Source organism: Xenorhabdus yunnanensis, from assembly GCF_028598805.1.
GTDB classification, from domain to species: Bacteria; Pseudomonadota; Gammaproteobacteria; order Enterobacterales; family Enterobacteriaceae; genus Xenorhabdus; species Xenorhabdus yunnanensis.
Genome location: NZ_JAQRFI010000029.1, coordinates 19,443 through 43,580 on the forward strand (window position 1 = coordinate 19,443; position 24,138 = coordinate 43,580).

23 protein-coding genes and 1 pseudogene are annotated in these 24,138 nt (G+C 43.8%); 3 read left to right on the plus strand and 21 right to left on the minus strand.

Annotation, left to right across the window (positions count from 1 at the left end; translation table 11 throughout):
* Positions 1-15: 15 nt before the first annotated feature.
* The gene (gene lipB / locus PSI23_RS12975) at positions 16-663 is read right to left on the minus strand and encodes a lipoyl(octanoyl) transferase LipB (protein WP_373567330.1); all 648 of its coding nucleotides are present in this window, start codon (positions 661-663) and stop codon (positions 16-18) included.
* A 170-nt stretch (positions 664-833) separates the two neighbouring features.
* Here lipB and PSI23_RS12980 point away from each other — a divergent pair, with 170 nt between their 5' ends.
* The 3 genes and pseudogenes from PSI23_RS12980 to PSI23_RS12990 form a co-directional block, all read left to right on the plus strand.
* Complete coding sequence (locus PSI23_RS12980; protein WP_273555483.1) at positions 834-2,294, plus strand: TrkH family potassium uptake protein; 1,461 nt, start codon at positions 834-836, stop codon at positions 2,292-2,294.
* Between the two features lie 289 nt (positions 2,295-2,583).
* Positions 2,584-2,772 (plus strand): siderophore-interacting protein, encoded by a 189-nt coding sequence (locus PSI23_RS12985; RefSeq protein ID WP_273555516.1) that lies wholly within the window; start codon positions 2,584-2,586, stop codon positions 2,770-2,772.
* Positions 2,703-2,873: pseudogene (locus PSI23_RS12990) on the plus strand (SIP domain-containing protein); the annotation flags it as partial. The gene PSI23_RS12985 and the pseudogene PSI23_RS12990, both read left to right, overlap by 70 nt.
* Before the next feature lie 102 nt (positions 2,874-2,975).
* On the opposite strand, the gene ybeD reads toward PSI23_RS12990, so the two are convergent.
* The 20 genes from ybeD to miaB form a co-directional block, all read right to left on the minus strand.
* Positions 2,976-3,239, minus strand: a complete 264-nt coding sequence (ybeD, locus tag PSI23_RS12995) for a DUF493 family protein YbeD (protein ID WP_273555484.1) — start codon at positions 3,237-3,239, stop codon at positions 2,976-2,978.
* Between the two features lie 126 nt (positions 3,240-3,365).
* Positions 3,366-4,604: a D-alanyl-D-alanine carboxypeptidase DacA gene (gene dacA / locus PSI23_RS13000; protein WP_273555485.1), complete on the minus strand. Its 1,239-nt coding sequence runs from the start codon at positions 4,602-4,604 to the stop codon at positions 3,366-3,368.
* 261 nt (positions 4,605-4,865) lie between these two features.
* Positions 4,866-5,771, minus strand: a complete 906-nt coding sequence (gene rlpA, locus PSI23_RS13005; RefSeq protein ID WP_273555486.1) for an endolytic peptidoglycan transglycosylase RlpA — start codon at positions 5,769-5,771, stop codon at positions 4,866-4,868.
* Between the two features lie 12 nt (positions 5,772-5,783).
* Positions 5,784-6,896 carry a peptidoglycan glycosyltransferase MrdB gene (gene mrdB, locus PSI23_RS13010; RefSeq protein ID WP_273555487.1) on the minus strand — a complete coding sequence of 371 codons (1,113 nt, stop codon included), beginning with the start codon at positions 6,894-6,896 and terminating at the stop codon, positions 5,784-5,786.
* Positions 6,897-6,904: 8 nt separating this feature from the next.
* Entirely contained in the window at positions 6,905-8,818 is a 1,914-nt protein-coding gene (gene mrdA, locus PSI23_RS13015; RefSeq protein WP_273555488.1) for a peptidoglycan DD-transpeptidase MrdA, read from the minus strand.
* A gap of 36 nt (positions 8,819-8,854) precedes the next feature.
* Positions 8,855-9,325 carry a 23S rRNA (pseudouridine(1915)-N(3))-methyltransferase RlmH gene (gene rlmH / locus PSI23_RS13020; protein WP_273555489.1) on the minus strand — a complete coding sequence of 157 codons (471 nt, stop codon included), beginning with the start codon at positions 9,323-9,325 and terminating at the stop codon, positions 8,855-8,857.
* Positions 9,326-9,327: 2 nt separating this feature from the next.
* Positions 9,328-9,654 (minus strand): ribosome silencing factor, encoded by a 327-nt coding sequence (gene rsfS, locus PSI23_RS13025; RefSeq protein WP_074018466.1) that lies wholly within the window; start codon positions 9,652-9,654, stop codon positions 9,328-9,330.
* Between the two features lie 95 nt (positions 9,655-9,749).
* Positions 9,750-10,538 (minus strand): nicotinate-nucleotide adenylyltransferase, encoded by a 789-nt coding sequence (gene nadD / locus PSI23_RS13030; RefSeq protein WP_273555490.1) that lies wholly within the window; start codon positions 10,536-10,538, stop codon positions 9,750-9,752.
* The gene (holA, locus tag PSI23_RS13035) at positions 10,531-11,562 is read right to left on the minus strand and encodes a DNA polymerase III subunit delta (protein ID WP_273555491.1); all 1,032 of its coding nucleotides are present in this window, start codon (positions 11,560-11,562) and stop codon (positions 10,531-10,533) included. The genes nadD and holA overlap by 8 nt, the downstream gene beginning before the upstream one ends.
* Positions 11,559-12,143: an LPS assembly lipoprotein LptE gene (gene lptE / locus PSI23_RS13040; RefSeq protein ID WP_273555492.1), complete on the minus strand. Its 585-nt coding sequence runs from the start codon at positions 12,141-12,143 to the stop codon at positions 11,559-11,561. The genes holA and lptE overlap by 4 nt, the downstream gene beginning before the upstream one ends.
* Positions 12,144-12,175: 32 nt before the next feature.
* Positions 12,176-14,758: a leucine--tRNA ligase gene (gene leuS / locus PSI23_RS13045; RefSeq protein ID WP_273555493.1), complete on the minus strand. Its 2,583-nt coding sequence runs from the start codon at positions 14,756-14,758 to the stop codon at positions 12,176-12,178.
* Positions 14,759-14,957: 199 nt separating this feature from the next.
* On the minus strand, positions 14,958-15,683 hold the full coding sequence (locus tag PSI23_RS13050) for an amino acid ABC transporter ATP-binding protein (RefSeq protein WP_273555494.1): 726 nt from the start codon (positions 15,681-15,683) through the stop codon (positions 14,958-14,960).
* Complete coding sequence (gene gltK / locus PSI23_RS13055; RefSeq protein WP_273555495.1) at positions 15,683-16,357, minus strand: glutamate/aspartate ABC transporter permease GltK; 675 nt, start codon at positions 16,355-16,357, stop codon at positions 15,683-15,685. The genes PSI23_RS13050 and gltK overlap by 1 nt, the downstream gene beginning before the upstream one ends.
* Positions 16,358-16,360: 3 nt before the next feature.
* Positions 16,361-17,101: an amino acid ABC transporter permease gene (locus tag PSI23_RS13060; RefSeq protein WP_273555496.1), complete on the minus strand. Its 741-nt coding sequence runs from the start codon at positions 17,099-17,101 to the stop codon at positions 16,361-16,363.
* A 153-nt stretch (positions 17,102-17,254) separates the two neighbouring features.
* Positions 17,255-18,142: an amino acid ABC transporter substrate-binding protein gene (locus tag PSI23_RS13065; RefSeq protein WP_373567327.1), complete on the minus strand. Its 888-nt coding sequence runs from the start codon at positions 18,140-18,142 to the stop codon at positions 17,255-17,257.
* Positions 18,143-18,596: 454 nt separating this feature from the next.
* Positions 18,597-20,162 (minus strand): apolipoprotein N-acyltransferase, encoded by a 1,566-nt coding sequence (lnt, locus tag PSI23_RS13070; protein ID WP_273555497.1) that lies wholly within the window; start codon positions 20,160-20,162, stop codon positions 18,597-18,599.
* Positions 20,163-20,172: 10 nt separating this feature from the next.
* Entirely contained in the window at positions 20,173-21,051 is an 879-nt protein-coding gene (gene corC / locus PSI23_RS13075) for a CNNM family magnesium/cobalt transport protein CorC (protein WP_273555498.1), read from the minus strand.
* Positions 21,052-21,123: 72 nt separating this feature from the next.
* Positions 21,124-21,591, minus strand: coding sequence for an rRNA maturation RNase YbeY (gene ybeY, locus PSI23_RS13080; RefSeq protein ID WP_273555499.1), 468 nt, complete (start codon positions 21,589-21,591; stop codon positions 21,124-21,126).
* On the minus strand, positions 21,588-22,565 hold the full coding sequence (locus PSI23_RS13085) for a PhoH family protein (protein ID WP_273555518.1): 978 nt from the start codon (positions 22,563-22,565) through the stop codon (positions 21,588-21,590). The genes ybeY and PSI23_RS13085 overlap by 4 nt, the downstream gene beginning before the upstream one ends.
* Positions 22,566-22,658: 93 nt before the next feature.
* A complete protein-coding gene (miaB, locus tag PSI23_RS13090; RefSeq protein ID WP_273555500.1) occupies positions 22,659-24,089 on the minus strand; it encodes a tRNA (N6-isopentenyl adenosine(37)-C2)-methylthiotransferase MiaB in 1,431 nt (476 codons plus the stop codon).
* Positions 24,090-24,138 lie beyond the last annotated feature (49 nt).

Below are 24,138 nucleotides of genomic sequence, written 5' to 3' on the forward strand. Positions count from 1 at the left end.
TGTTAAAAAATTATATCATCTTTCATTGAGTAGTTGGAATCCCAAGATCTGACAGAATTTTTCCACCAGAACGGGTTGTACATCTTCAATGGTCACTCCCGTGACGAGGCCACTGAGTTGGATCATTTGCATTCCTGCATAACCACAAGGGTTTATGCGCAAAAATGGCTGTAAGTCCATTGCAATGTTCAGTGCCAGACCATGGAAAGAGCATCCTTTTCGGATACGCAGCCCAAGGGAACATATTTTGTTACCTGCGACATAAACTCCGGGGGCATCTGGACGGGCATACGCATCCACGCCAAAATGTGCCAGAGTTTCGATCACGGTATTTTCGATTGAAGTTACTAATTGACGAACCCCAATTTTTGACCGTTTCAAGTCAATCAAAACATACATGACCTGTTGTCCTGGGCCATGATAGGTGACTTGCCCTCCCCTATCTGACTGGACGACAGGGATATCACCGGATGCAAGTACATGCTCGGCTTTACCGGCCTGACCTTGCGTAAACACTTTTTCATGTTGGACAAGCCAGATTTCATCAGGTGTTTCCGCAGTACGCTGTTCGGTAAACTGGTGCATGGCATCAGAAACCGGTTTGTAGGGTTGTATACCTAACTGGCGTAAAATAACGGTGTTATGTTGCAATGGGAATTTCATCATTTGTTAACAAAAAGTGCCCGCCAGTATAACGCCGTAAGATGATTCCCACCAGTTTGAGAATACCTTAAAATAATAATATTGTTCATTAGACGAATGTATTTTTATTTTATGTTATCATAGTTATATATTTCGATAATATTTCCTTTAATCTCTGTTTGAGCTAACAGATGGTCAAAAAAAACCAATTCCTGATTGTTGGGCATCTTTGTAGTTTTCTGGTGCTCCTTTACAGTCTCTCAATGTTGTTGCCTATTTTTGTGGCTTTGTTTTATAAAGAAAAAAATGTTTTTGCTTTTTTTGATACATTTATCATCGGATTGGTTACAGGAGGTATTGGTTGGTACCTTACCCGTAAATCTAAAGCCCAGCCCAGTACGCAAGATGGATTTCTTATCATTGTATTATTCTGGCTGTTGTTCTCGTTACTCAGTGCATTGCCTTTTATACTCGATAAAAATTTAAACATCAATTTGGTAGATGCGATGTTTGAAGGGATTTCAGGTATCACTACTACAGGTGCCACAGCACTGGATAATGTCTCAAGCTTGCCTAAATCCGTGCTCTATTATCGTGCTCAGCTCAATTTTATCGGTGGATTGGGTGTAGTCGTCCTTGCAGTTGCTATCCTGCCTTTACTGGGAATTGGTGGAGCTAAACTTTATCAGTCCGAAATGCCCGGACCCTTCAAAGAAGAACGATTGACTCCACGTCTTGCGGACAGTGCTAAAAGCTTGTGGACAATCTATTTGTTGTTGGGAACTCTATGTTCAATTAGTTTCTGGATCGCGGGAATGTCGTGGTTTGATGCTATTTGTCATGGGATCTCAACAGTTGCTTTAGGGGGATTCTCTACCCGCAATGAAAGTCTTGGTTATTACCATAGCTCTGCTATTGAAATGGTGGGAGGAATTTTTTCGATATTGTCGGCAATCAACTTTACACTCTATTTCATTGCACTAACGCGTTGGAGCTTAAAACCATTACTCAAAAATGCTGAACTGCGATTTTTTTTGCTGGTGCTGGCGGTGGTAATTGGCATTATTTGGTTAGAATTATACCGTTTGAACATATATAGCATAAAAAATGCGTTTGTTCATAGTTTTTTCATGACCAGTTCCATGATGACTGATAATGGTCTGGCGGTTGCTGATTATGAAAAGTGGCCTCACCATACAATGTTGTTGTTGTTGGCAGTGAGCTTTTTTGGGGGGTGTGTGGGATCAACTTGTGGAGGTATTAAGGCTCTCCGTTTCATGATATTGGCAAAACAGAGCGCCAGTGAAATTAACCAGCTCATTCACCCAAACGCCATCTCAACGATTAAAATTGGCAAATCTGTGGTTCAGGAAAGAGTGCTGCGTTCTGTCTGGGGATTCTTCTTCCTCTATGTTTTTTTCAGCTGTTTCTTTATCTGGGCACTGAGCCTGCTGGGATATAATTTGGTGACTTCATTTGCTACCGTTGCGGCTTGTATTAATAACATGGGGATAGGATACGGTGATACAGCACAAGGTTTTGGTAATCTTAAACCTATAGCAAAATGGATGATGTGTGCCGCCATGTTAATGGGGCGACTGGAAATTTACCCAATACTTATTTTGTGCTCAAAAGCATTTTGGCGTTTTTGAGTGATTGGTAATTAAAAACATAATTAAATCAATATGTAATCGAATAATAATAGATAAACGGGCACGTTTTTGAACATCCTTGCAAAGCCTTTTGGCATAAAGTTCCATTATTGGTGTTATTAATAATAATTCTCATTATTATATTGGTTTGGGCTATTGATTGATTTAATTTGTATAATATTTTATCAATCAAGAGAATGACAAACCTGTTTGTTAATATAATATTATGTCTTCAACTTACTCTATTTTTAACTTGTTCTTGAAAGAACGAATCACTGTATCACCATCTATGTTGCGTTGTGTTTTTGAAGGTTCAGAGGTGCATAAAAGGCGACGATACGCACCGGATCAACGTATAAAGCTATTATTTCCCCAGCAAAATAATCCTTCACTACAGGTAAAAGAGGAGAAAGAGCTGAAAATGGAAATCAGGCTAACCATTTTTACGCTTGGGTTGCAACAGAATCATCTGCTGTAAATAATCTGCGCCGTTATTTGCTTCAGGAGCGTCATTTAGATCGAACATTAATTAATTTTATGGCGTATTGGGCCAGATCTCCGAGAGATAGCCATTCCTGAATTACCTTAAGAACAAATGTTATGATGTGTGGCTGTCTGTTTAACCGACAGCCATACATCAGCCAATTGCATAACTCTGGAGCTATCGATACGGTTGATGAATTACAGCACAACGCGTACCAATTCCAGTGCTCCCAATTCCTCATACAAAGTTTCAACTTGTTCAATGTGCGTCGCATTGATGGTAATGGAAACAGAGTGGTAATTGCCTTTGCTGCTTGGTTTAACGGCAGGAGAGTAATCGCCCGGGGCATGGCGCTGAACTACTTCAATAACTTGATCCACTAGCTCAGGTTGAGCTAACCCCATTACTTTGTAGGTGAATGAGCAAGGAAACTCAAGCAGTTCATTTAATTTTGTTTTCATGGGCGCTCCTAAAATATAATTGCCACGGCATATGATTGATTTGCCGTGGCGTGATAATTTTCTAACGATATTTAATTAATATAAGGCTCAATGCTTGGTTTTCAAGCTAACTTAGCTTTCAAGAGATCAACCGAACCAGTGATGGAACATCAGTCGGATATAGTCGATCATGCGGCTGAAGAAGCCACCTTCTTTCACTTCGTTCATTACGACCAATGGACGTTGTTCAATGGTTTTACCATCAAGCTGGAAGTTGATAGTTCCAACAACTTGGTTTTTAGTGAGTGGTGCATGCAGTTCGGTATTGTTCAATACATAGCTGGCTTTCAGATCTTTCAAACGGCCACGGGGGATTGTTAGGTAAACATCTTTGTCAACGCCCAGTTGAACTTTATCGGTATCACCAAACCAAATCGGTTCTGATGCAAATTCTTTACCGACTTGCAATGGTGAGACAGTTTCGAAGAAACGGAAGCCCCACGTCAGTAATTTTTTGCTGTCGGTTTCACGACCCTTGAAGGTTGGGCTGCCCATTACAGCAGAAACCAGACGCATATTGCCTTCGGTCGCTGAAGAAACAAGGTTGTATCCCGCGCCGCTGGTGTGGCCTGTTTTAATACCGTCAACATTCAGGCTCTTATCCCATAGCAAGCCATTACGATTAGGCTGGCGAATATTGTTGTAAGTAAAATCTTTTTCTTTGTAGATAGAATATTCATCCGGCACATCGCGGATTAGTGCCTGACCAATCAATGCCATATCACGGGCAGAGCTGTATTGGCCGTGGGCATCAAGGCCATGAACAGTTTGAAAATGTGTATTTTGTAGCCCTAAGCTTTGCACATATTTATTCATCAAGTTGACGAATGCATCCTGGCTACCTGCCACATAGTCTGCCATGGCGACACAGGCATCGTTGCCAGATTGCAAGTTGATACCACGGGAGAGCATGGCAACAGAAACTTGGTCGCCGGGTTTTAAAAACATTAAGGATGAGCCTTTAAACACTGGATTACCCGTAGCCCAAGCATCTTTACCTACGGTAACAATATCATTCTGGCCGATTTTCCCTGATTTAATGGCCTGACCAATGACGTAGCTGGTCATCATTTTGGTCAGACTTGCGGGATCGCGGCGGATATCTGCATTTTTTTCAGCCAATATTTTTCCTGAGTTGTAATCAATCAGAATATAGGCTTCTGAATCCAGTTCTGGTACACCGGGGATCATGGTTTTGAAATTATCACCAGCATTGGCGAATGTGGAAACGCTGGCGGTCAGAGCAAGGCCTAAAGTGGCACTTTTAATAAAACGGGAAGTAACTATGTATTTAGTAACTACGTATTTAGTAACTATGTATTTCATGATTGATTAGATAACATCCGTGAGCGAAGGATTGATAATAAATGACATAATAACAAATGCAAAAAAAGCTGACATTAAACAAAATTGAGGGGGATGAAGGTTTACACTTTTTCACCCGTCTTCTGTTCGCAACAAATGTTCGCAACAAATGTTCGCAGCAAATTTTATTTGCCTGCTGACAGTAATGAAATATGTCAATATCAGCAGGCAATGGTGCTATTTATCGCGATGGTATTTCATGAATCGATGGTATTTCCTGAATCAGGGAGCAACAATAAAAGAGGATTGGTGCATCTGATCCGTTAATTTTTTTTGTAGTTCCGTAGCTTGCTGGCGGCTATTGAATGGCCCTAATTGGACGCGATAGATATTACCAAATTGGATGATACGCCCTTGTACGTTAAAACGCTGGCTCAATGACTGTTGCCACTCTTTGGCTTTTTGTTCAACGCTGACTGCTCCTACTTGTACCATATAACCATTTGTCGATTCAGGAGCAGGTGATGTAGTTGCAGGAGGTAACGTGACAGACTGGCCTGTTATATTTCCAGAAAGGTTTTTTTCAGCCGATGATTGTGAACCAATATCGGGTCTGTCAGGTAAAGCAAAGCTCTGTTTAACAATCGTTGAGCCAACCGTTCCCAAACCAGATAGTGAACCATCAGGTGAAATCAGAATACCATCCAATTTCACTTTACTTTGTGGCATCAAATTGAGTCGTTCTGCTGCTGCACGAGATAATTCAATGATTTTTCCTTGCTTATTGTAAGGGCCCCGATCATTGATTCTGACAACCATCATGCGTCCATTGCTTAAATTGGTGACACGAACATAACTTGGAATAGGTAACGTCGGGTGTGCGGCGGTTAAAGCATAAGGACTGGCTTGTTCACCAATTGTTGTCAGTTTTCCATTGGACTCTTCACTGAACCAACTGGCATAACCTGTCTGGGTAAAGTGAGCAGGGTTTTGCACTATGTGATATGTTTGCCCATCCCGCTGATAGTCTTGATTGGCGCTTGGATGATAAGGTTCATATTGAGGCTCTGCACCCAAAACATCACGAGTTGGAATTGGGGGAAGAGAAGATGTCTGATTATTGCCTGTTGTAGTACAACCTGAAATCAGTATTGCTACGATGCTAAGTATAAGCCACTGTTGACGCATGAAACTTCTTCCTCATAAACTTTTGGACAATAACTTACGATGCGTGTGTATTGACATAATAATGCCGAACCCCGCCATTAAGACAATTAGTGCTGAGCCCCCATAACTAATCAATGGCAGGGGAACGCCGACTACTGGTAGGATACCGCTTACCATGCCGATATTTACAAAGATATAAACAAATAAAATCAGTATCAGCCCTCCGACTATTACCCGGCCAAAGGTATTTTGCGCTTTGGCTGCAATAAACAAACCACGCATAATGATCAGTAAGTAGAGTCCGAGCAACACCAGAATGCCTATCATCCCTAATTCTTCAGACAGAACAGCAAAAATAAAGTCGGTATGTCGCTCCGGCAGGAATTCTAACTGTGACTGAGTGCCTTGTAGCCAGCCTTTTCCAGATATCCCACCTGAGCCAATGGCAATTTTAGATTGAATGATATGGTAGCCTTTACCCAATGGGTCACTTTCTGGATCTAATAGCATCATAACGCGGGCGCGTTGGTAGTCATGCATCAGGAAGAACCATAATATTGGAATGAAACAGGCAAGCAGTAAAACGGCAACGCCAATTAACTTCCAGTTCATTCCTGCCAAAAACAGGATGAATAACCCAGAAGCGGCAACCAGAATAGATGTTCCTAAATCGGGTTGTGCTGCTACCAATAGAGTAGGGACAAAGATCAAAACCAGCGCAATACCCGTGTTTTTCAGTGAAGGTGGGCAGAGATCCCGATTCATAAAACGAGCCACCATCAAGGGAACGGCGATTTTGGCAATTTCTGATGGCTGGAAGCGAACAATACCCAAATCCAGCCAGCGTTGCGCGCCTTTACTAATCTGCCCAAAAACATCAACGAGGATTAGCAGGATGACGCAGCCAATATAGAGATAAGGTGCCCAATTTTCGTATATGCGTGGAGGAATCTGAGCCAAAACGAACATCACTATGAGGCCTATGATGACCTGTCCGATTTTACGTTCCATCATATCAATGTCTTGACCACTGGCACTCCACATAATGAAAAGACTGTAAGCCAGTAATGCCAGAACGCACAGTAGTAATGGAATATCTATATGTAGTCGGGTCCAGAAAGGAACCTTATTTTGTGAGTCTGTCATGGCTTTATTCAATTAGCTGGTGTCCTAATGGCTTGTGTTCGGATCGTGTTTACTCCTGTTGCGGCAGGGGAGATATTTTTGTTATCCCTGAGCAAAATATGATCCAAAATTTGACGAACGATAGTGCCGACAGGCGGCCCGGAACCACCATTTTCAAGAATAATAGAAATGGCAACTGTCGGGTTATCATAAGGCGCAAAGGCAATCATCAGCTTATGGTCACGTAAGTGCTCAGCAAGTTTGCTTGCATTATAGGTTTCATAACTGAAAACCTGAGCAGTACCTGATTTCGCGGCTGCTTTATAAGGTGTACCAGCAAAGGACCTGCGAGCTGTACCATTTGGGGCATTGGCAACCCCATACATGCCATCTTTAGCAATTTCCCAATGCCCAGAGTGAATATCTCCGATAGGTTCACTGACTGGGGGATGATAAGGTTGCATTTCGCCATTTACGCGAGTATTCAGCAAGAAATGGGGTGTTTTCACCTCGCCATCATTAATCAGGATCATTAGGGCTTTTACCATCTGCATCGGAGTTGCAGTCCAGTATCCTTGACCGATACCAACGGAGATCGTATCACCTTGATACCATGGTTTTTTATAGCGTTTGGACTTCCATTCACGGGTGGGCATATTGCCCTGATTTTCTTCTTTTAAATCAATACCTGTAAATTGACCATAACCAAATTTTGTCATCCATTCGGACATTTTATCGATGCCCATCTCATAGGCGACTTGATAGAAAAAAGTATCCGCTGATTCGACAATCGCTTTATGTACATTCAGCTTGCCATGTCCCCAGCGTTTCCAATCACGGTAACGTTTCTCTGAGTTTGGTAGCTGCCACCAACCGGGATTATTTGTCGTGGTGTTCTTTGTAATGACATCACTGCTGAGAGCTGCAACGGCAATAAAAGGCTTCACTGTTGATGCAGGTGGATAAGCACCTTGCGTAGCCCGGTTAATTAAGGGGCGATTTGGGTCGTTGAGCAGGAATTTATAGTCCTTGCTCGAAATACCATCGACAAATAGATTCGGATCGTAGCTTGGGTTGGATACCATAGCTAAAACCTCTCCGGTACGGGGATCGGTAACAACAACACCTGCACGGCTGGTTGTCAGTATCTCTTCAATATAGTTTTGCAGTTCTAAATCGATTGACAAGTAAATATCTTTTCCGGCCTGTGGTGATTGTTCTTGTAGTTGGCGGATCACTTTACCTCGGTTGTTGACTTCGACCTCTTCATAACCCGGTTTACCATGCAGGATAGATTCATAATAACGTTCAATGCCCAGTTTCCCGATATCATGGGTAGCTTTGTAGTTTGAAAAAATTCCTTCTTTTTCCAATCGTTCTACATCCTTATCGTTGATTTTGGCAACGTAGCCGATCACATGGGTGAGGGCGGAACCATAAGGATAATAGCGACGTTGGTAACCTTTGATTTCCAGCCCTGTAAAGCGGTATTGATTGACTGAAAACCGAGCAACCTGAACTGGGGTCAGTGAAGTTTTAAGAGGAACAGCAGCAAAACGACGTGCGCGTTGACGTTCTTTTTTGAAAGTTTCAATGTCTTCATCAGTGAGTCCAACGATAGAGCGCAGTTCATTTAATGTCTTATCAAGATCAGCAACTTTTTGTGGCACAATTTCTAACTGATAAATGGTTCGGTTAGTTGCCAGTGCTGTGCCATTGCGGTCATAAATGATGCCCCGGCTTGGGGCTATGGAAACGATCTTAATGCGATTTCCATTCGATCGAGTCTGGTAATCTTCGTGGCGTATGATCTGGAGATTATAGAGATTGGCAATTAAGATGCCGGTCAAAATAATAATGCCTATAAACGCCACGAGTGCGCGGCGTATAAATAGAGCCGATTCAGCCGAGTGATCGCGAAAAGGCGTTCGTTTATTCTTCATCCCATTACCAGAATTCACGGTATTAGATTACCCAATTTATTCCCGATGATAAGGGTGGTTAGTAGTGATGCTCCATGCTCGATAAAGGCTCTCCGCAACCAGAACCCGGACAAGAGGATGTGGCATGGTTAAAGGAGAAAGTGACCAGCTTTGTTCCGCTGCTGCTTTGCAGGCTGGTGCCAAACCTTCAGGGCCACCAATCAACAGACTGACATTTCTGCCATCCAGCTTCCAGCGTTCAAGCTGTTGTGCCAACTGCGGAGTATCCCAGCGAGAGCCTGGAATATCCAATGTCACAATACGGTTGCCTTTACCAACCGTGGCTAGCATCTGTTCACCTTCTTTTTCCAGAATTCGCTTGATGTCAGCATTTTTGCCTCGTTTTCCCGCTGGAATTTCAATGAGCTCAAAAGGCATATCCTTGGGAAAACGGTTCAAATAATCCATGAAGCCGGTCTGTACCCAGTCCGGCATTTTTGTTCCTACAGCAACCAGTTGTAACTTCAAACTCAGCTCCAGAGTTTTTCCAGTTCGTACATACGGCGGCTGTCTTCTTGCATAACATGGACCATGATTTCGCCGAGATCCACGACTATCCAGTCTGAAATACCTTGCCCTTCAACGCCTAGAGGCATGATGCCTGCTTGGCGGCAATCATCTACCAGGTTATCTGCCACAGACATCAAGTGGCGGTTTGATGTTCCGGTGCAGATAACCATGCAGTCAGTAATGCTGGATTTTCCGCGAACATCGATAGAAACAATATCCTGTGCTTTGGAATCTTCAAGTTTATCAATAACAAATTGTTGTAGTTCTGTGCCTTGCAAAAGGATCACCTTTATTTCATAAAATTGGTTAAGTAACGCAGAATAATAGCACGCCAATCTCTATAAAAGTAAGCGAGTTAGCTGCAAATAACCACATGATTTCGCTATTTCTTATATAGCCTATGTGAATCGATATATTTTTTTATCGTTGGAGGAAGTAAATCATCACAGCTTATCCCTTGCTGGTGGCGTTGACGAATATCTGTTGCCGAAATGTTTAATAGCGGAGTAGCAGCCAAGTAAATATAACCGTGTGATTTTTGGCTCAATGGGAGTGGAGAAACAATCTGGTATTTTTCAAGCCATTGTTGCATTCCTGGGGCGGAAAGCTGACTTTGATAACCCGGACGGGAGCAGACCAACAAGTGACAAATATCGAGCAATTCTTTCCATTTATACCATGTATGGATAGTTTGTAATGAATCCTGTCCAATGATAAATGCTAACGGGTATTGCTCACCGATTTCCTGACGAAAGGATTTGAGTGTTTCTACTGTGTAAGATGGCGTTTGCCGTTCCAGTTCGCGGGTATCCACGGTAAACAGAGGGTTATCCTGTACAGCCAGACGAACCATCTCCAGCCGTTGCTGGGCGCTTGCTTCTGGTTGAGGGCGATGCGGGGGAACGTGATTAGGCAATAAGATAACCTGCTTGAGTCCCACTAATTGAGCCAATGCTTCTACAGGACGCAAATGACCATAATGGATAGGATCGAATGTACCACCAAATAGAGCCTGAATAACCGGAGAGTCCACATTGGTTGCAGAATCAATGGCATTTATCGGAGCCGTATTTTCTGAGCCAATATTTTGAAGATTAATGCCTTTGAGATCAATCTCTTTGTTATCAATGTCTTGGAGATCAATATTGGTTGGAACAATAGAATCACGCATTTAAGAAGCTCTCTGGTAATGGTTTTCCGCATAACAGCATGGAAAGCGTTTCCAGGTCAGCCCAAATGGATTGGCTATAATCCTGTTTGACACGCAGCTCCATCTGGGTCAATAAATGTATAGCAGATTGCAGTTCTCGCTGTGACAGACGCTGTAGTGCGGTTGATAGCAATGATCTGCGATTTTGCCAAACCTTGTGCTGATCAAACAAGGTCTTCAAAGGGACCGTCGTATATTGGCGCTTAAATACCAGAAGCAGCATCAACTCCCTCTGTATAGTACGAAGCAAAATCACGGTCTCGATATCTTCTTGCCGAAGCTGTTTCAGTATATGCCATGCCCGCTTTATTTTTCCTGCCAGCAAAGCATCAATCCAATGGTAGGGAGAGAAATGAGCCGCATCGTTAACGGCTTCTTCTACGCGATGAAGTGTTAATCGGTTATCGGGATGAAGTAGGGAAAGACGCTCCAGAGCCTGAGCCAGTGCCAATAAGTTTCCTTCATAGCAATAGCACAGTAATTGATTGGCTTCATCTTCCAGTGATAGGCCCATATTTTTAGCGCGTTGTGCCACCCATTGTGGCAGACGATTTTGCTCAGGTGTCAAACAACTGACATATACCCCATTTTGCCCAATCGCTTTGAACCAAGGGCTATTTTCCTGTGCTTTGGTGAGTTTATGTCCACGCAATATCAGCAAGATATCTGAATGCAGTAACCCCGACAGCTTGGTCAGCCGTTCTGCCATTGCGGCATTTGGGCCATTTTCTGGAAGCAGCAGGATAAGAGTCTGACGGCTGGCAAACAGGCTAAGTGACTGACACAGACTAAAGATTTCATCCCAATCGGTATGGTTATCCAATGTGAAGGTGAAATGCTCCAGAAATTCATGTTGTTCAGCCACTTTGCGGATGCTGTCCTGACTTTCCTGCAATAGTAATGGTTCGTTGCCCCATAACAGGTAGCTGCCTCGCAGCCCGTCATTAAGTTGCGAGAGAAGTTGTTCAGGATAAAGTCGGATCATTGCTTCTGTATAGCCGCAGTTTTTTGTTTTTCTTCGGCTTTCTGGAGTTCTGCACTATGAACGGTCAGCAATTGGCGCATAAGCTGCTGGGCAGCCTGTTCACGCATTTCCTGTTGAACAAGTTCATTTTCTGCATCTTTTGCCAGTGCTTCCAATGGGTTGTCGAAGAAAGAACGATCAACCTTTGCCCGCAATGGATAGATACTACCATCTGGCATCAGAATTTGAGCATCCACGTTCAGTACTAACAGGCGTTCAGCTGATTTACCATCCTGGAAGACAGAAACTGTTTCTTTGTTTTCATCAGAACCAACAAGTTTCAGGATAGGGATTGAAGCATCGCCATGTTCAATAATTTTGACATCATTCAGACGAAGTTGTTGACGTACTGCCCGTGCCAGAGGCCCATATGGGTCACCAGAACTTAACTGCAATGTTTGAAGCTCTTTTGGTACTTGTGTTGTGCCCCGAAGATGAAAACCGCAGCCAGCGGTGACTAGCACCGCTAACCCGAGCAACAACGTGAAAATACGATGTCGTAGATTATTTCCTACCACACTTCTTGCTACACGTTTTACCACAAACATGGTCTCCTATTATCAGTCTACTGTTATTAACCTACAACCAGATTCAGTAATTTACCCGGAACGTAGATGACCTTGCGGATACTGACACCTTCAAGATATTTCGTCACGCTGTACTCTTGTGTCGCCATCTCTTGGACATACTCTTTTGTTGCATCTGCCGGTACAGTAATGCGACCACGAACCTTACCGTTAATCTGGATAATTACCAGTTTAGTATCGTCTACCATTGCCTGCTCATCAGCTTGTGGCCATGCCGCAGTATCAATGTCGTTCTCATTGCCAAGCGCTTTCCACATGACGAAGCAAGCATGTGGCGTGATAGGTGACAGCATACGTACAACCGCAGTGACTGCTTCTTGCATCAGGGCACGATCCTGCTCAGTTTCCTGTGGAGCGCGAGTCAGTTTATTCATCAGTTCCATGATTGCTGCAACGGCGGTATTGAACGCTTGGCGGCGGCCAATATCATCAGTGACTTTTGCTATGGTTTTGTGCAAGTCACGGCGCAGATCTTTTTGTTCAGTGGTCAGGCTGCTGGCATCCAGTGGCTGGGTTGCACCTTTGTTACTGTGCTCGTAAACCAGACGCCAAATACGCTTCAGGAAGCGGTTTGCACCTTCCACACCAGATTCTTGCCATTCCAGTGTCAGTTCTGGTGGTGCTGCGAACATCATGAACAGACGAACAGTATCAGCGCCATATTTATCGACCATAACTTGTGGGTCGATACCGTTATTCTTGGATTTCGACATTTTGCTCATGCCGGTATAAACCAGTTCATGACCGTCTTGACCCGTCGCTTTCACAATGCGGCCTTTTTCGTCACGCTCAATAATAGCATCAGCTGGAGATACCCAGACTTTCTCACCACTATTGCCAGTGTAATAGAAGGCGTCAGCCAGAACCATGCCTTGGCACAGCAGGCGCTTGGCGGGTTCATCAGAGTTGACCATGCCAGCATCGCGCATCAATTTGTGGAAGAAACGGAAATACATCAGGTGCATGATAGCGTGTTCAATACCACCGATGTATTGATCCACAGGCAGCCAATAGTTGGCCGCAGCCGGATCTAGCATGCCTTTATCATAATCCGGGCAGGTATAGCGTGAGTAATACCATGAAGATTCCATGAAGGTATCAAAGGTATCCGTTTCAAGCAGTGCAGGCTGACCATTGATAGTTGTTTTTGCCCATTCAGGATCAGCTTTGATTGGACTGGTGATCCCATCCATCACGACATCTTCTGGCAAAATAACCGGCAATTGATCTTCTGGAACAGGAACTACAGTACCGTCTTCCAATGTTGCCATTGGAATTGGAGCGCCCCAATAACGTTGACGGGAAACCCCCCAGTCACGTAGGCGGTAATTGACTTTACGTTGACCGACACCCATTGCAACCAGCTTGTCAGCGATAGCATTGAAACCTTCTTCATGGCTAAGGCCGCTGAATTCACCGGAATTAACCAGTGCATTTTTATCTGTGACAGCAGCTTCCTGAACGCTTGGTACATTGCCATCGTTGTCGAGAATAACGGCTTTTATTGGCAGGTTGTACTTGGTAGCAAATTCCCAATCACGTTGATCGTGTGCAGGAACAGCCATCACAGCACCTGTGCCGTATTCCATCAGGACAAAGTTAGCAACCCAGATAGCGATCTTTTCGTTGGTTAATGGATGAATAACAAACATGCCTGTTGGCATGCCTTTTTTCTCCATAGTTGCCATCTCAGCTTCGGCAACTTTGGTATTGCGGCATTCGTTGATAAATCCTGCCAATTCCGGATTATTTTCCGAGGCTTGTTGTGCCAGAGGATGACCAGCCGCTACAGCGACATAGGTTGCTCCCATGAATGTATCTGGGCGAGTAGTGTAAACGGTGAGTTTTTCTTGACTGTCGGCAACATTGAACGTGATTTCGACACCTTCAGAACGGCCAATCCAGTTACGTTGCATGATTTTGACCTGCTCAGGCCAGTCTTCCAGTTTATCCAGATCGTTCAGCAGTTCTTCTGCGTAATCCGTGATCTTAATAAACCACTGAGGGATCTCTTTACGTTCAACTTGGGTATCACAACGCCAGCAGCAGCCATCAATAACTTGCTCATTAGCCAGAACAGTCAGGTCATGTGGACACCAGTTAACTGCGGAAGTTTTTTTGTATACCAGACCTTTTTCATACAGTTTAGTGAAAAACCACTGTTCCCAGCGATAATACTCTGGCGCACAGGTAGTGACTTCACGATCCCAGTCATAGCCAAAGCCCAGTGTTTTTAGCTGGTTTTTCATGTACTCGATATTGGAGTAAGTCCATGGAGCAGGAGCGGTATTATTCTTGACCGCAGCCCCTTCTGCTGGCAGGCCAAATGCATCCCAGCCGATAGGTTGGAGTACGTTTTTACCCAGCATGCGCTGATAACGGGAAATCACATCACCAATGGTGTAGTTACGGACATGGCCCATATGTAGTCGGCCAGAAGGATAAGGTAGCATGGACAGGCAATAATATTTTTCTTTGCTGCTGTCTTCTGTCACTTTGAACGTTTGCTTCTCTTGCCAGTGAAGCTGGACTTGTTGTTCTATGTCTTCTGGACGATATTGTTCTTGCATGGCACCGATAATCCTATGGTGAGTAATAAAGCTACGCCTTTAGCGTGCATAGTTTGTTTATGAAATCAAAGATTCCATAGCATAGCTGATAAGGGATAGGCGCAACAACTCTTGTTAAAGGAGGAATATGGAAAATTACTTCTTTTTAAGGAGAAATTTAAGGTCGGCGGTAGTTTTGCCATCCGCCGACGAAAAGAAATCAATGCAGGATTTTAGCTAGGAAATCACGTGCACGTTCTGATTTTGGGTTGGCAAAGAAATCTTCTTTCTTACTGTCTTCGACAATTTTGCCTTCATCCATGAAAATAACCCGGTGTGCCACTTTTTTGGCAAATCCCATCTCATGGGTTACAACCATCATGGTCATCCCTTCGTTCGCCAGTTTAACCATGACATCCAGCACTTCATTAATCATTTCGGGATCAAGTGCGGAAGTGGGTTCATCAAACAGCATGGCGATAGGGTCCATACAGAGTGCGCGGGCGATGGCGACACGTTGTTGCTGGCCACCAGAAAGTTGTGAGGGGAATTTATCAGCATGGCTGGATAACCCAACTCGCTCCAGAAGTTTCACGCCTTTTTCGGTAGCTTCTTTCTTATTGCGCTTTAGTACCTTAATTTGAGCCAGCGTCAGGTTCTCAATGATGGATAGATGAGGAAAAAGCTCAAAGTGCTGAAACACCATTCCCACTTTGGAACGCAATTGTGCCAGATTGGTGCTCTTGTCATTGACTTTTGTGTCGTTTACCCGAATTTCACCTTGCTGGACAGGTTCAAGGCCATTGACCGTTTTTATCAGTGTGGATTTGCCGGAACCAGAAGGCCCACAGACCACGACTACTTCGCCTTTTTTGACTTCAGTCGAGCAGTCAGTAAGAACCTGAAATTGGCCATACCACTTGGATACATTTTTCAGGGAAATCATCAAACAGTCCTTTTCTTCAAATAGTTAACCAGCATAGAAGCGGAAAAACTAATCACAAAATAAACAAAGCCGGCAAACAGAACCATTTCAACCTGAGTTCCGTCGCGCTCACCAATATTCGTCGCTGTACGGAAAAAATCCGTCAGACTAAGTACATATACCAGAGAAGTATCTTGGAATAATACAATGCCTTGTGTCAGCAGCAATGGGATCATTGCCCGAAATGCTTGTGGCAGTATGATCAGACGCATACTTTGTGTATGAGTCATACCCAATGCCAGCGCAGCAGAGGACTGCCCACGGGAAATGCTCTGGATACCTGCTCGAATTATCTCGGAATAGTAAGCTGCTTCAAAGAGCGAGAACGCTACCATTGCAGAAATCAAACGGATATCGGTTTTTGGTGATATACCTAGAACATTTTGTAATAAGTTAGGCACAATCAGATAAAACCACAGTAATACCATCACTAATGGAACTGAGCGAAAAAGGTTAACATACAGGGCCGCAAACCAACTCAATACCTTGATGGATGAGAGGCGCATAATCGCCAGAATGGTTCCCCAGACAATGCCGATGATAATGGCTATCACGGTAATTTTTGCCGTTATCATCAACCCGTTCAGAAGAAAGGGCAAACTTGGTATAATCGAACTCCAGTCAAATTGATACATTTTTTATCGCCCTCCCATATTGCCCGGTAAACGTACTTTTTTCTCCAATATGCTCATGGCAATCATGATCACGAGGTTAATGCCCACATAAGCCAACGTGATTGCTGTGAATGATTCATAGGCGTGTGCGGAATAATCCAGCAATTTACCTGCTTGGGCAGCCATATCAACCAGCCCGATTGTGGAAGCAATGGCAGAGTTTTTTACCAAATTGAGCATTTCCGAAGTCATTGGGGGAATTATCACTCGATAAGCATTTGGCAGCAGAATGTAGCGGTAGGTTTGTGGCAGGGTTAAGCCCATTGCCAGTCCTGCGGCTTTTTGCCCTCTTGGGAGTGACTGGATTGCTGCACGAACTTGTTCGCATACACGGGCAGCAGTGAATAGCCCTAAGCAAATGACGGAGGAAATAAAAAATTGGATGTTGGGATCCAGATCCATTTTGAACCAATTGCTCAGGTTTTTAGGCAGGAATTCGGGAGCCACCAGATACCATGTAAAAAATTGGACAATGAGAGGAACATTACGAAATAACTCGACATAACAGGTTCCAAGCCCAGAAAGGAATTTATTCGGGACGGTACGGAGAATACCGAACAATGAACCGGCAACGAGAGCAATGATCCATGCACAGACGGAAAGGGCAACCGTTACTTGAAAGCCAGAAATAAGCCACCCCAGATAGGTGGTATTACCAAAAGGGGCAGCTTGTAAAAAGATGCCCCAATTCCAATCAACAGACATAAACATGCTCCCTGAAATGGGGTTGTCGGTAATACTTAAAAATGATTCATTTGTTGTAATTTATTGAATCCAAAACGATCTAAAAAAATGAGGTAGGGAACGACTACCTCATACCCGTCGTGCCAATAAAACCGGGATTTTTTAGCTCCTTGCTTAGTTCAATGCCTTATCGTTTGGCGATTTAAACAAGGCTCTCATCTCATCTGATATGGCAAAGTTCAAATTCAGGTTTTTAGGTGGAATTGGTTCTTTGAACCAGCGATCAAACATTTTTTCTGCTTCACCGGAGGTCTGTACTTTGACAATGGCGTCATCAATCAATGTCTTGAATTGGGAATCATCTTTGCGCAGCATACAGCCATACGCCTCTTCTGATTGTGGTTTACCAACAATGATCCATTGATCGGGTTTTTTCGCTTTTGCGCGTTCACCAGCGAGCAGGGCATCGTCCATCATAAAGGCGACAGCGCGGCCTGATTCCAGAGTACGGAATGAGTCGCCATGGTCTTTGGCACTGATGATACGCATTTTCATTTGCTTCTCATCATTGAGCTTATTCAACAAGATTTCAGAAGTTGTGCCAGAAGTGACAACGACATTTTTTCCTGCCAAATCATCAAATCCCTTGATACCTGAATCTTTTTTGGTCAAAAGACGAGTGCCGACGGCAAAGATGGTATTGGAGAATGCTGCCTGTTTCTGCCGTTCATGATTATTGGTTGTAGATCCACATTCAAAATCGAATGTACCGTTTTGCAGCAGGGGAATGCGGTTCTGGGAAGTAATTGGAATCAACTTGACCTGTAGGTTAGGCATATCCAGTTTTTTCTTGATAGCATCGACAATCAAGTTGGAATAATCTTGAGAATAACCAACGACGTTTTGTTGATTATCGTAGTAAGAGAATGGAACAGAAGATTCTCTGTGTCCAACAACGATAATGCCATTATCTTTAATTTTTTTCAGTGTTCCAGTCCATTCCTCAGCATGGGCAGCTCCAACCGCGCTAAGCAACATCATGGTTAATAGTAACTTACGCATATACAGCTCCTGTATCTGGTTGTTATTTGTGAAATTAGATTTTTTACAGAGAATTATATTTCTACTTGGATGAAAAAAACTGTCTGTAGAAACGATTTTCTGAGTTGTTTTGTTTATATGTCGTAAAAAAATAATTCAAAATGTTACTTTTTTGAAACCATAATGTTTCAATTTCGGGACTTGCATCGCACTATAAATAAACAACTTCATTTATGTGTGATCAAAGAGTGAATAATATTGAGCGCTGTTCACACTTTGCACTTTTTGGAGTGATTCTCTATTATCTTGCTCTGTCCTTGGTTATATATATTGTAAATTTTCTTTATTTTAGTGATGAAGGCGATGATTAAGGGGGATTACTGAACTTGTCTATGGGATTAGATAAAAGATATAAAAAGTCAGGGTATAAATAATATATCCTGACTCTTATCAATATCTTATCAATTATGGGGAATTAAGTTTTTTGATGCTTTCTCATAAAAGCAAAGATGAAAAACAGAGCGCTGGTTCCCCATATTGGCCAATTTCCGAAGTGAAAATAAGGTGTTACTCCTGTGGCTGGTGTTACTTTGGCTTCTAATACCTGACGAGTAAATTGTGGAAGTTCCGCCTGAATAGAACCGTCTGGGTTGATTACCGCTGTAATACCATTATTTGTTCCTCTTAGTAGAGGGCGACCCAGTTCAAGAGAGCGCATTCGAGCCATTTGGAAATGCTGCCACGGACCAATGGAACGCCCAAACCAAGCATCATTAGAAACGGTTAGGAGGAATTCTGTATCAGGCTTGAAATTATCACGTACTTGCTCACCCAGAATAATTTCATAGCAGATAGCAGCGGTAATATTGTGCCCTGCAACAGAAAGCTGCGGCTGGATGTAAGCCCCACGACTAAAAGAAGACATCGGCAAATTGAAGAGAGGTGCCAATGGGCGCAATATCGATTCCAGCGGAACAAATTCACCAAAAGGTACAAGATGGTGTTTGTCATAACGGGTGAGGGCTGGATATTGGTAAGGTGTCTTATCCCCTAAGACGATAATGCTGTTATAGAATTTATAACCTTCCAACGTTGGTCGGACATCTACAATGCCAGTGATCAAGCTAGTATTGTGCTTCCTTAGCAGAGTGTCCAATTGAGTCAGGAAATAACTTTGATTATGTTCGTTATCAGGAATGGCAGATTCCGGCCAGATGATGATTGGCGCTTTACCAATGAAAGGGCGGCTGTTATCTAAATAGATATCCAGTGTCTTATCAAGAACGGCGGGGTCCCATTTCATGGACTGGGGAATATTGCCTTGAACCAGTGCGATATCGGTCGTTTTTTCCGGCTGTAAGGTGTACCACTGGTAGTGTCTCATTGTCCACGGTGACAGCAGCAGAAGAATGGCAATAATGGCCGCTGACAGTTTTTTGTGAGCTGATAATTTTTTGTGAGTTGATAGCTTCTTGTGAACAGTGGCAATCACCAGTAACCCGCTAATCATCATAAGCAGGAAGGTAATGCCTTCTACACCCAGAATGGGCGCAATGGCTTTCATCGGACCATCAATCTGGCTATAGCCGAATTGTAACCAAGGAAATCCTGTTAGTACCCAACCACGCAAGAATTCGGTGACTTGCCATAGTGCCGGGCTGACAATAACCAGTCTGATGCTGTTGGTACTTGGGAAAAAGCGGTTTAATAAACCGGCAAATAGCGCAGGATAAAGAGCAAGATAGGCAGAAAGCAAAATCACCAAAAAGATGTTAATGGTGGTAGGCATACCTCCAAAGTCGGCGATACTGACATAAACCCAGTTTGCGCCACTGCCGAACAAGCCAAGACCCCAGCAGAAACCGATAAAGCAAGCCTGACGGGTTGTTCTGTGCAAGGAAAGGATTTGCAGGCCGAAAAGAGAAACAAGTGCTGCTGGCCAGAAATCAAAAGGTGAAAAAGCCAGCGTTCCACTGGCTCCGAAGAAAAGTGCCAGCACAGCACGCAGCCGCTGGCAACTCATGAATGAGGCTTTGTTCATCTAGATCCTATTATGGTTTATCAAGGCTAGGAACGTCAGCATTATCAGGTATTTTTACATGCACCTGAATGATTTTACGGCTATCAGACATTGCCACTTTGAAAAGGTAACCATCAATAGTGATGGATTCCCCACGGGAAGGCAGATGCCCAAATGCCTGCATGACTAGCCCACCAATGGTATCAACCTCTTCATCGCTGAAGTTGGTGCCAAAAATGTCATTGAAATCCTCAATTTGAGTCAATGCCCGCACTGAATAGGAGTGGCGACTTAAAGCACGAACATCGTTATCGTCATCGTCATCGTATTCGTCCTCGATTTCACCCACAATCAGTTCAAGAATATCCTCAATGGTGACCAACCCTGAAACACCGCCAAATTCGTCGATCACAATCGCCATATGGTAGCGTTGGGAACGGAACTCTTTCAGCAGACGGTCAACACGTTTACTTTCCGGCACTACAACGGCCTGACGAAGTACTTTATCAATGCTGAAAGGCTCTGCATTTGTACGCATAAAAGGCAGCAGATCTTTCGCCATTAATATGCCTTCAATGTGATCTTTGTCTTCGCTGATCACAGGAAAGCGTGAATGAGCCGATTCAATAATAACATCCAGACATTCGTCCAGAGATTGGTTGCGTTTTAAGGTAACGATCTGTGAGCGTGGAATCATGATGTCACGCACGCGTTGATCAGCTATATCCATTACACCTTCGAGCATTTCTCGGGTATCGGGATCGATTAAGTCGTTCTGCTCAGAATCACGGATCAGTTCAACCAAATCATCACGGTTTTTCGGTTCACCGTGAAAAAGCTGATTAAGAAGCGCAAAGAAGCCTTTCTTAGGGCCAGGGCTATCGTTACTTGAAGGATGGTCGTCGCTCATGGCGTTTTAATGAAAATTCCCCATTAATAAAATCGTAGATTGTTATGTTTAACATAAAAATGTTGGCAACGGTTATTCTTTTTCCATTAGGTAGGGATCAGGATAACCCATTTTTTCTAGAATCTCTGTTTCCAAAGATTCCATTTCTTCCGCTTCATCGTCTTCGATATGATCATATCCCAGAAGATGGAGGCTACCGTGAACCACCATGTGTGCCCAGTGTTCCTCGACAGTTTTTTGTTGCTCCTCGGCTTCTTTTTCAACAACTTGACGACAGATAATTAAATCACCGAGTAAGGGTAATTCAACTTCGGGTGGAGCTTCAAATGGAAAGGATAACACATTGGTTGGTTTATCTTTCCCACGATAAGTGAGGTTTAAATCATGGCTTTCTGCTTCATCGACCAAGCGAATGGTGACTTCACTTTCTGCCTGAAATTGTGGCAAAACACCTTCCAGCCAGCGTTGGAAAAAGGCTTCCTCGGGAAGCCCTTCGGGGTTTTCACATGCAATTTGCAAATCTAATATAACTGAACTCATTTTACTTCCTGTCCGCGTTTCTCATTGAGCGTTTTTTTACGTTTTTGCTCTGCTACTTCCCATGCTTCATAGGCGATAACGACTTTTGCAACCACCGGATGGCGAACAACGTCTTCACTATATAGGAAGTTAAAACTTAGCTCATCAACATCAGATAAAACTTCTACTGCATGACTCAGACCAGATTTTTGGCCTCTTGGCAGGTCAATCTGAGTCACATCACCCGTAATGACTGCTTTCGAATTAAAACCAATGCGGGTCAGGAACATTTTCATCTGTTCGATGGTGGTATTCTGGCTTTCGTCAAGAATAATAAAAGAGTCATTGAGAGTACGTCCACGCATATAAGCCAGTGGTGCCACTTCAATAACGTTTCTTTCGATCAGCTTCTCAACTTTTTCAAATCCCATCATCTCAAACAGGGCATCATAAAGCGGACGTAGATAAGGGTCGACTTTCTGGCTTAGGTCGCCGGGCAGGAAGCCCAGCTTTTCGCCGGCTTCGACCGCAGGGCGGGTCAGCAGGATCCGGCGGATCTCTTGGCGCTCTAGTGCATCAACCGCAGCGGCAACGGCCAAATAAGTTTTTCCTGTACCCGCAGGCCCAACCCCGAATGTAATATCGTGATCGAGGATATTGGCAATATATTGTGCCTGATTGGGAGTACGGGGCTTTACAACACCCCGTTTGGTTTTGATATTCACGGCCTTCCCGTATTCTGGAACGCTTTCTGCTGCTTGTTCCAATACCCGGCTTTCGGTAATGGCGAGATGAATCTGTTCAGGCTCAAGATCAGGTATCACGCCGCGTACAGGGGTAGTATCGACATAAAGGTGACGTAAAATTCCTGCTGCCGCACTAACACATAGTGGTTTACCTACCAGTTTGAAACGGTTATCGCGGCGGTTGATCTCAATACCCAAACGACGCTCAAGTTGTTTCAGATTGTCATCAAGTGGTCCACACAGGCTCATCAGACGTTGATTATCTGCGGGTTCCAGAAAAATCTCTTGTGTTGCTACTTGTTGGTTTATTTGTATCACTGATTATCTCTATGTTAGGGCCTGTTAAGGCTGATAAAAGCCAACGCCGATTTCATCTTCCTTGCGAGTACGGGCAATGACTGATTCAGGTGACTCATGGACACGCAGATCCATATCATCTTCAGTACGGATGACTTTTCCACGCAGGGAGTTGGCGTATACGTCAACAATTTCGACATCCACAAATTTGCCAATCATGTCAGGCGTTCCCTCAAAGTTAACCACGCGGTTATTTTCAGTACGGCCAGAGAGTTCCATGATATTTTTACGTGATGGACCTTCAACCAGAATACGTTGTGTGCTGCCAAGCATTGCGCGACTAAAGCTCATGGCTTGTTGGTTAATACGCTGTTGGAGCAGGTACAAACGCTGTTTTTTCTCTTCTTCACTTACATCATCTGGCAAATCGGCTGCTGGTGTTCCTGGACGCGCTGAATAGATGAAGCTAAAACTCATGTCGAAGTTAACATCGGCAATCAGTTTCATGGTTTTTTCAAAGTCATCCTGTGTTTCACCCGGGAAACCTATGATGAAGTCAGAGCTGATCAAAATATCAGGGCGAGCCTTGCGCAAACGGCGAATAATACCTTTGTATTCCAGCGCAGTATGGGCACGTTTCATCAGGGTAAGAATACGATCAGAACCACTCTGGACTGGCAGATGCAGGAAGCTGACCAATTCAGGCGTATCTTCGTAGACTGCAATAATATCGTCAGTAAACTCAATTGGATGGCTGGTAGTGAAGCGGACTCGGTCGATGCCGTCGATAGCCGCAACCAGACGCAACAGTTCTGCAAATGTACAAATATCTCCATCAAACGTTGCACCACGATAAGCATTAACGTTTTGACCGAGCAGATTAACTTCACGTACACCTTGTGCAGCAAGTTGAGCAATTTCGAATAAAATATCGTCACAAGGGCGGCTGACTTCTTCTCCGCGGGTGTAAGGTACAACGCAGAATGTGCAGTACTTATTGCAGCCTTCCATAATGGAAACGAAGGCTGTTGGGCCTTCTGCACGAGGGGCTGGCAGCCGGTCGAATTTTTCAATTTCAGGGAAACTGATGTCAACGACTGGGCTGTGGGTGCCTTTTACATGATTAATCATTTCGGGCAGGCGGTGCAGGGTTTGTGGCCCGAAAATAATATCGACAGTAGGCGCGCGCCGGCGAATGTAATCCCCTTCCTGAGAAGCAACACAACCACCTACACCAATTATGATTTCAGGGTTTTTATCTTTCAGACCTTTCCAGCGACCAAGTTGATGAAAGACTTTTTCCTGAGCCTTTTCACGGATTGAACAAGTATTCAGGAGTAAGATATCTGCTTCTTCGGCGACATCGGTTAACTGATAACCGTGTGTGGTTTCCAGCAAGTCGGCCATCTTGGATGAATCGTATTCGTTCATCTGACAGCCCCAGGTTTTGATGTACAGTTTTTTTATCGTCGACATTTTTTGTGTATCCGGTGTTTCCAGTGGAATGATGCTTCAACACTGAAAA

Excerpts from the sequence above, each read along its gene's own strand:
- lipB (WP_373567330.1), bottom strand. The coding sequence starts at position 663 with ATGAAATTCCCATTGCAACATAACACCGTTATTTTACGCCAGTTAGGT.
- PSI23_RS12980 (WP_273555483.1), top strand. The coding sequence starts at position 834 with ATGGTCAAAAAAAACCAATTCCTGATTGTTGGGCATCTTTGTAGTTTT.
- PSI23_RS12985 (WP_273555516.1), top strand. The coding sequence starts at position 2,584 with ATGTTGCGTTGTGTTTTTGAAGGTTCAGAGGTGCATAAAAGGCGACGA.
- ybeD (WP_273555484.1), bottom strand. The coding sequence starts at position 3,239 with ATGAAAACAAAATTAAATGAACTGCTTGAGTTTCCTTGCTCATTCACC.
- dacA (WP_273555485.1), bottom strand. The coding sequence starts at position 4,604 with ATGAAATACATAGTTACTAAATACGTAGTTACTAAATACATAGTTACT.
- rlpA (WP_273555486.1), bottom strand. The coding sequence starts at position 5,771 with ATGCGTCAACAGTGGCTTATACTTAGCATCGTAGCAATACTGATTTCA.
- mrdB (WP_273555487.1), bottom strand. The coding sequence starts at position 6,896 with ATGACAGACTCACAAAATAAGGTTCCTTTCTGGACCCGACTACATATA.
- mrdA (WP_273555488.1), bottom strand. The coding sequence starts at position 8,818 with ATGAAGAATAAACGAACGCCTTTTCGCGATCACTCGGCTGAATCGGCT.
- nadD (WP_273555490.1), bottom strand. The coding sequence starts at position 10,538 with ATGCGTGATTCTATTGTTCCAACCAATATTGATCTCCAAGACATTGAT.
- holA (WP_273555491.1), bottom strand. The coding sequence starts at position 11,562 with ATGATCCGACTTTATCCTGAACAACTTCTCTCGCAACTTAATGACGGG.
- leuS (WP_273555493.1), bottom strand. The coding sequence starts at position 14,758 with ATGCAAGAACAATATCGTCCAGAAGACATAGAACAACAAGTCCAGCTT.
- PSI23_RS13050 (WP_273555494.1), bottom strand. The coding sequence starts at position 15,683 with ATGATTTCCCTGAAAAATGTATCCAAGTGGTATGGCCAATTTCAGGTT.
- gltK (WP_273555495.1), bottom strand. The coding sequence starts at position 16,357 with ATGTATCAATTTGACTGGAGTTCGATTATACCAAGTTTGCCCTTTCTT.
- PSI23_RS13060 (WP_273555496.1), bottom strand. The coding sequence starts at position 17,101 with ATGTCTGTTGATTGGAATTGGGGCATCTTTTTACAAGCTGCCCCTTTT.
- PSI23_RS13065 (WP_373567327.1), bottom strand. The coding sequence starts at position 18,142 with ATGCGTAAGTTACTATTAACCATGATGTTGCTTAGCGCGGTTGGAGCT.
- lnt (WP_273555497.1), bottom strand. The coding sequence starts at position 20,162 with ATGAACAAAGCCTCATTCATGAGTTGCCAGCGGCTGCGTGCTGTGCTG.
- corC (WP_273555498.1), bottom strand. The coding sequence starts at position 21,051 with ATGAGCGACGACCATCCTTCAAGTAACGATAGCCCTGGCCCTAAGAAA.
- ybeY (WP_273555499.1), bottom strand. The coding sequence starts at position 21,591 with ATGAGTTCAGTTATATTAGATTTGCAAATTGCATGTGAAAACCCCGAA.
- PSI23_RS13085 (WP_273555518.1), bottom strand. The coding sequence starts at position 22,565 with ATGAGCCTGTGTGGACCACTTGATGACAATCTGAAACAACTTGAGCGT.
- miaB (WP_273555500.1), bottom strand. The coding sequence starts at position 24,089 with ATGTCGACGATAAAAAAACTGTACATCAAAACCTGGGGCTGTCAGATG.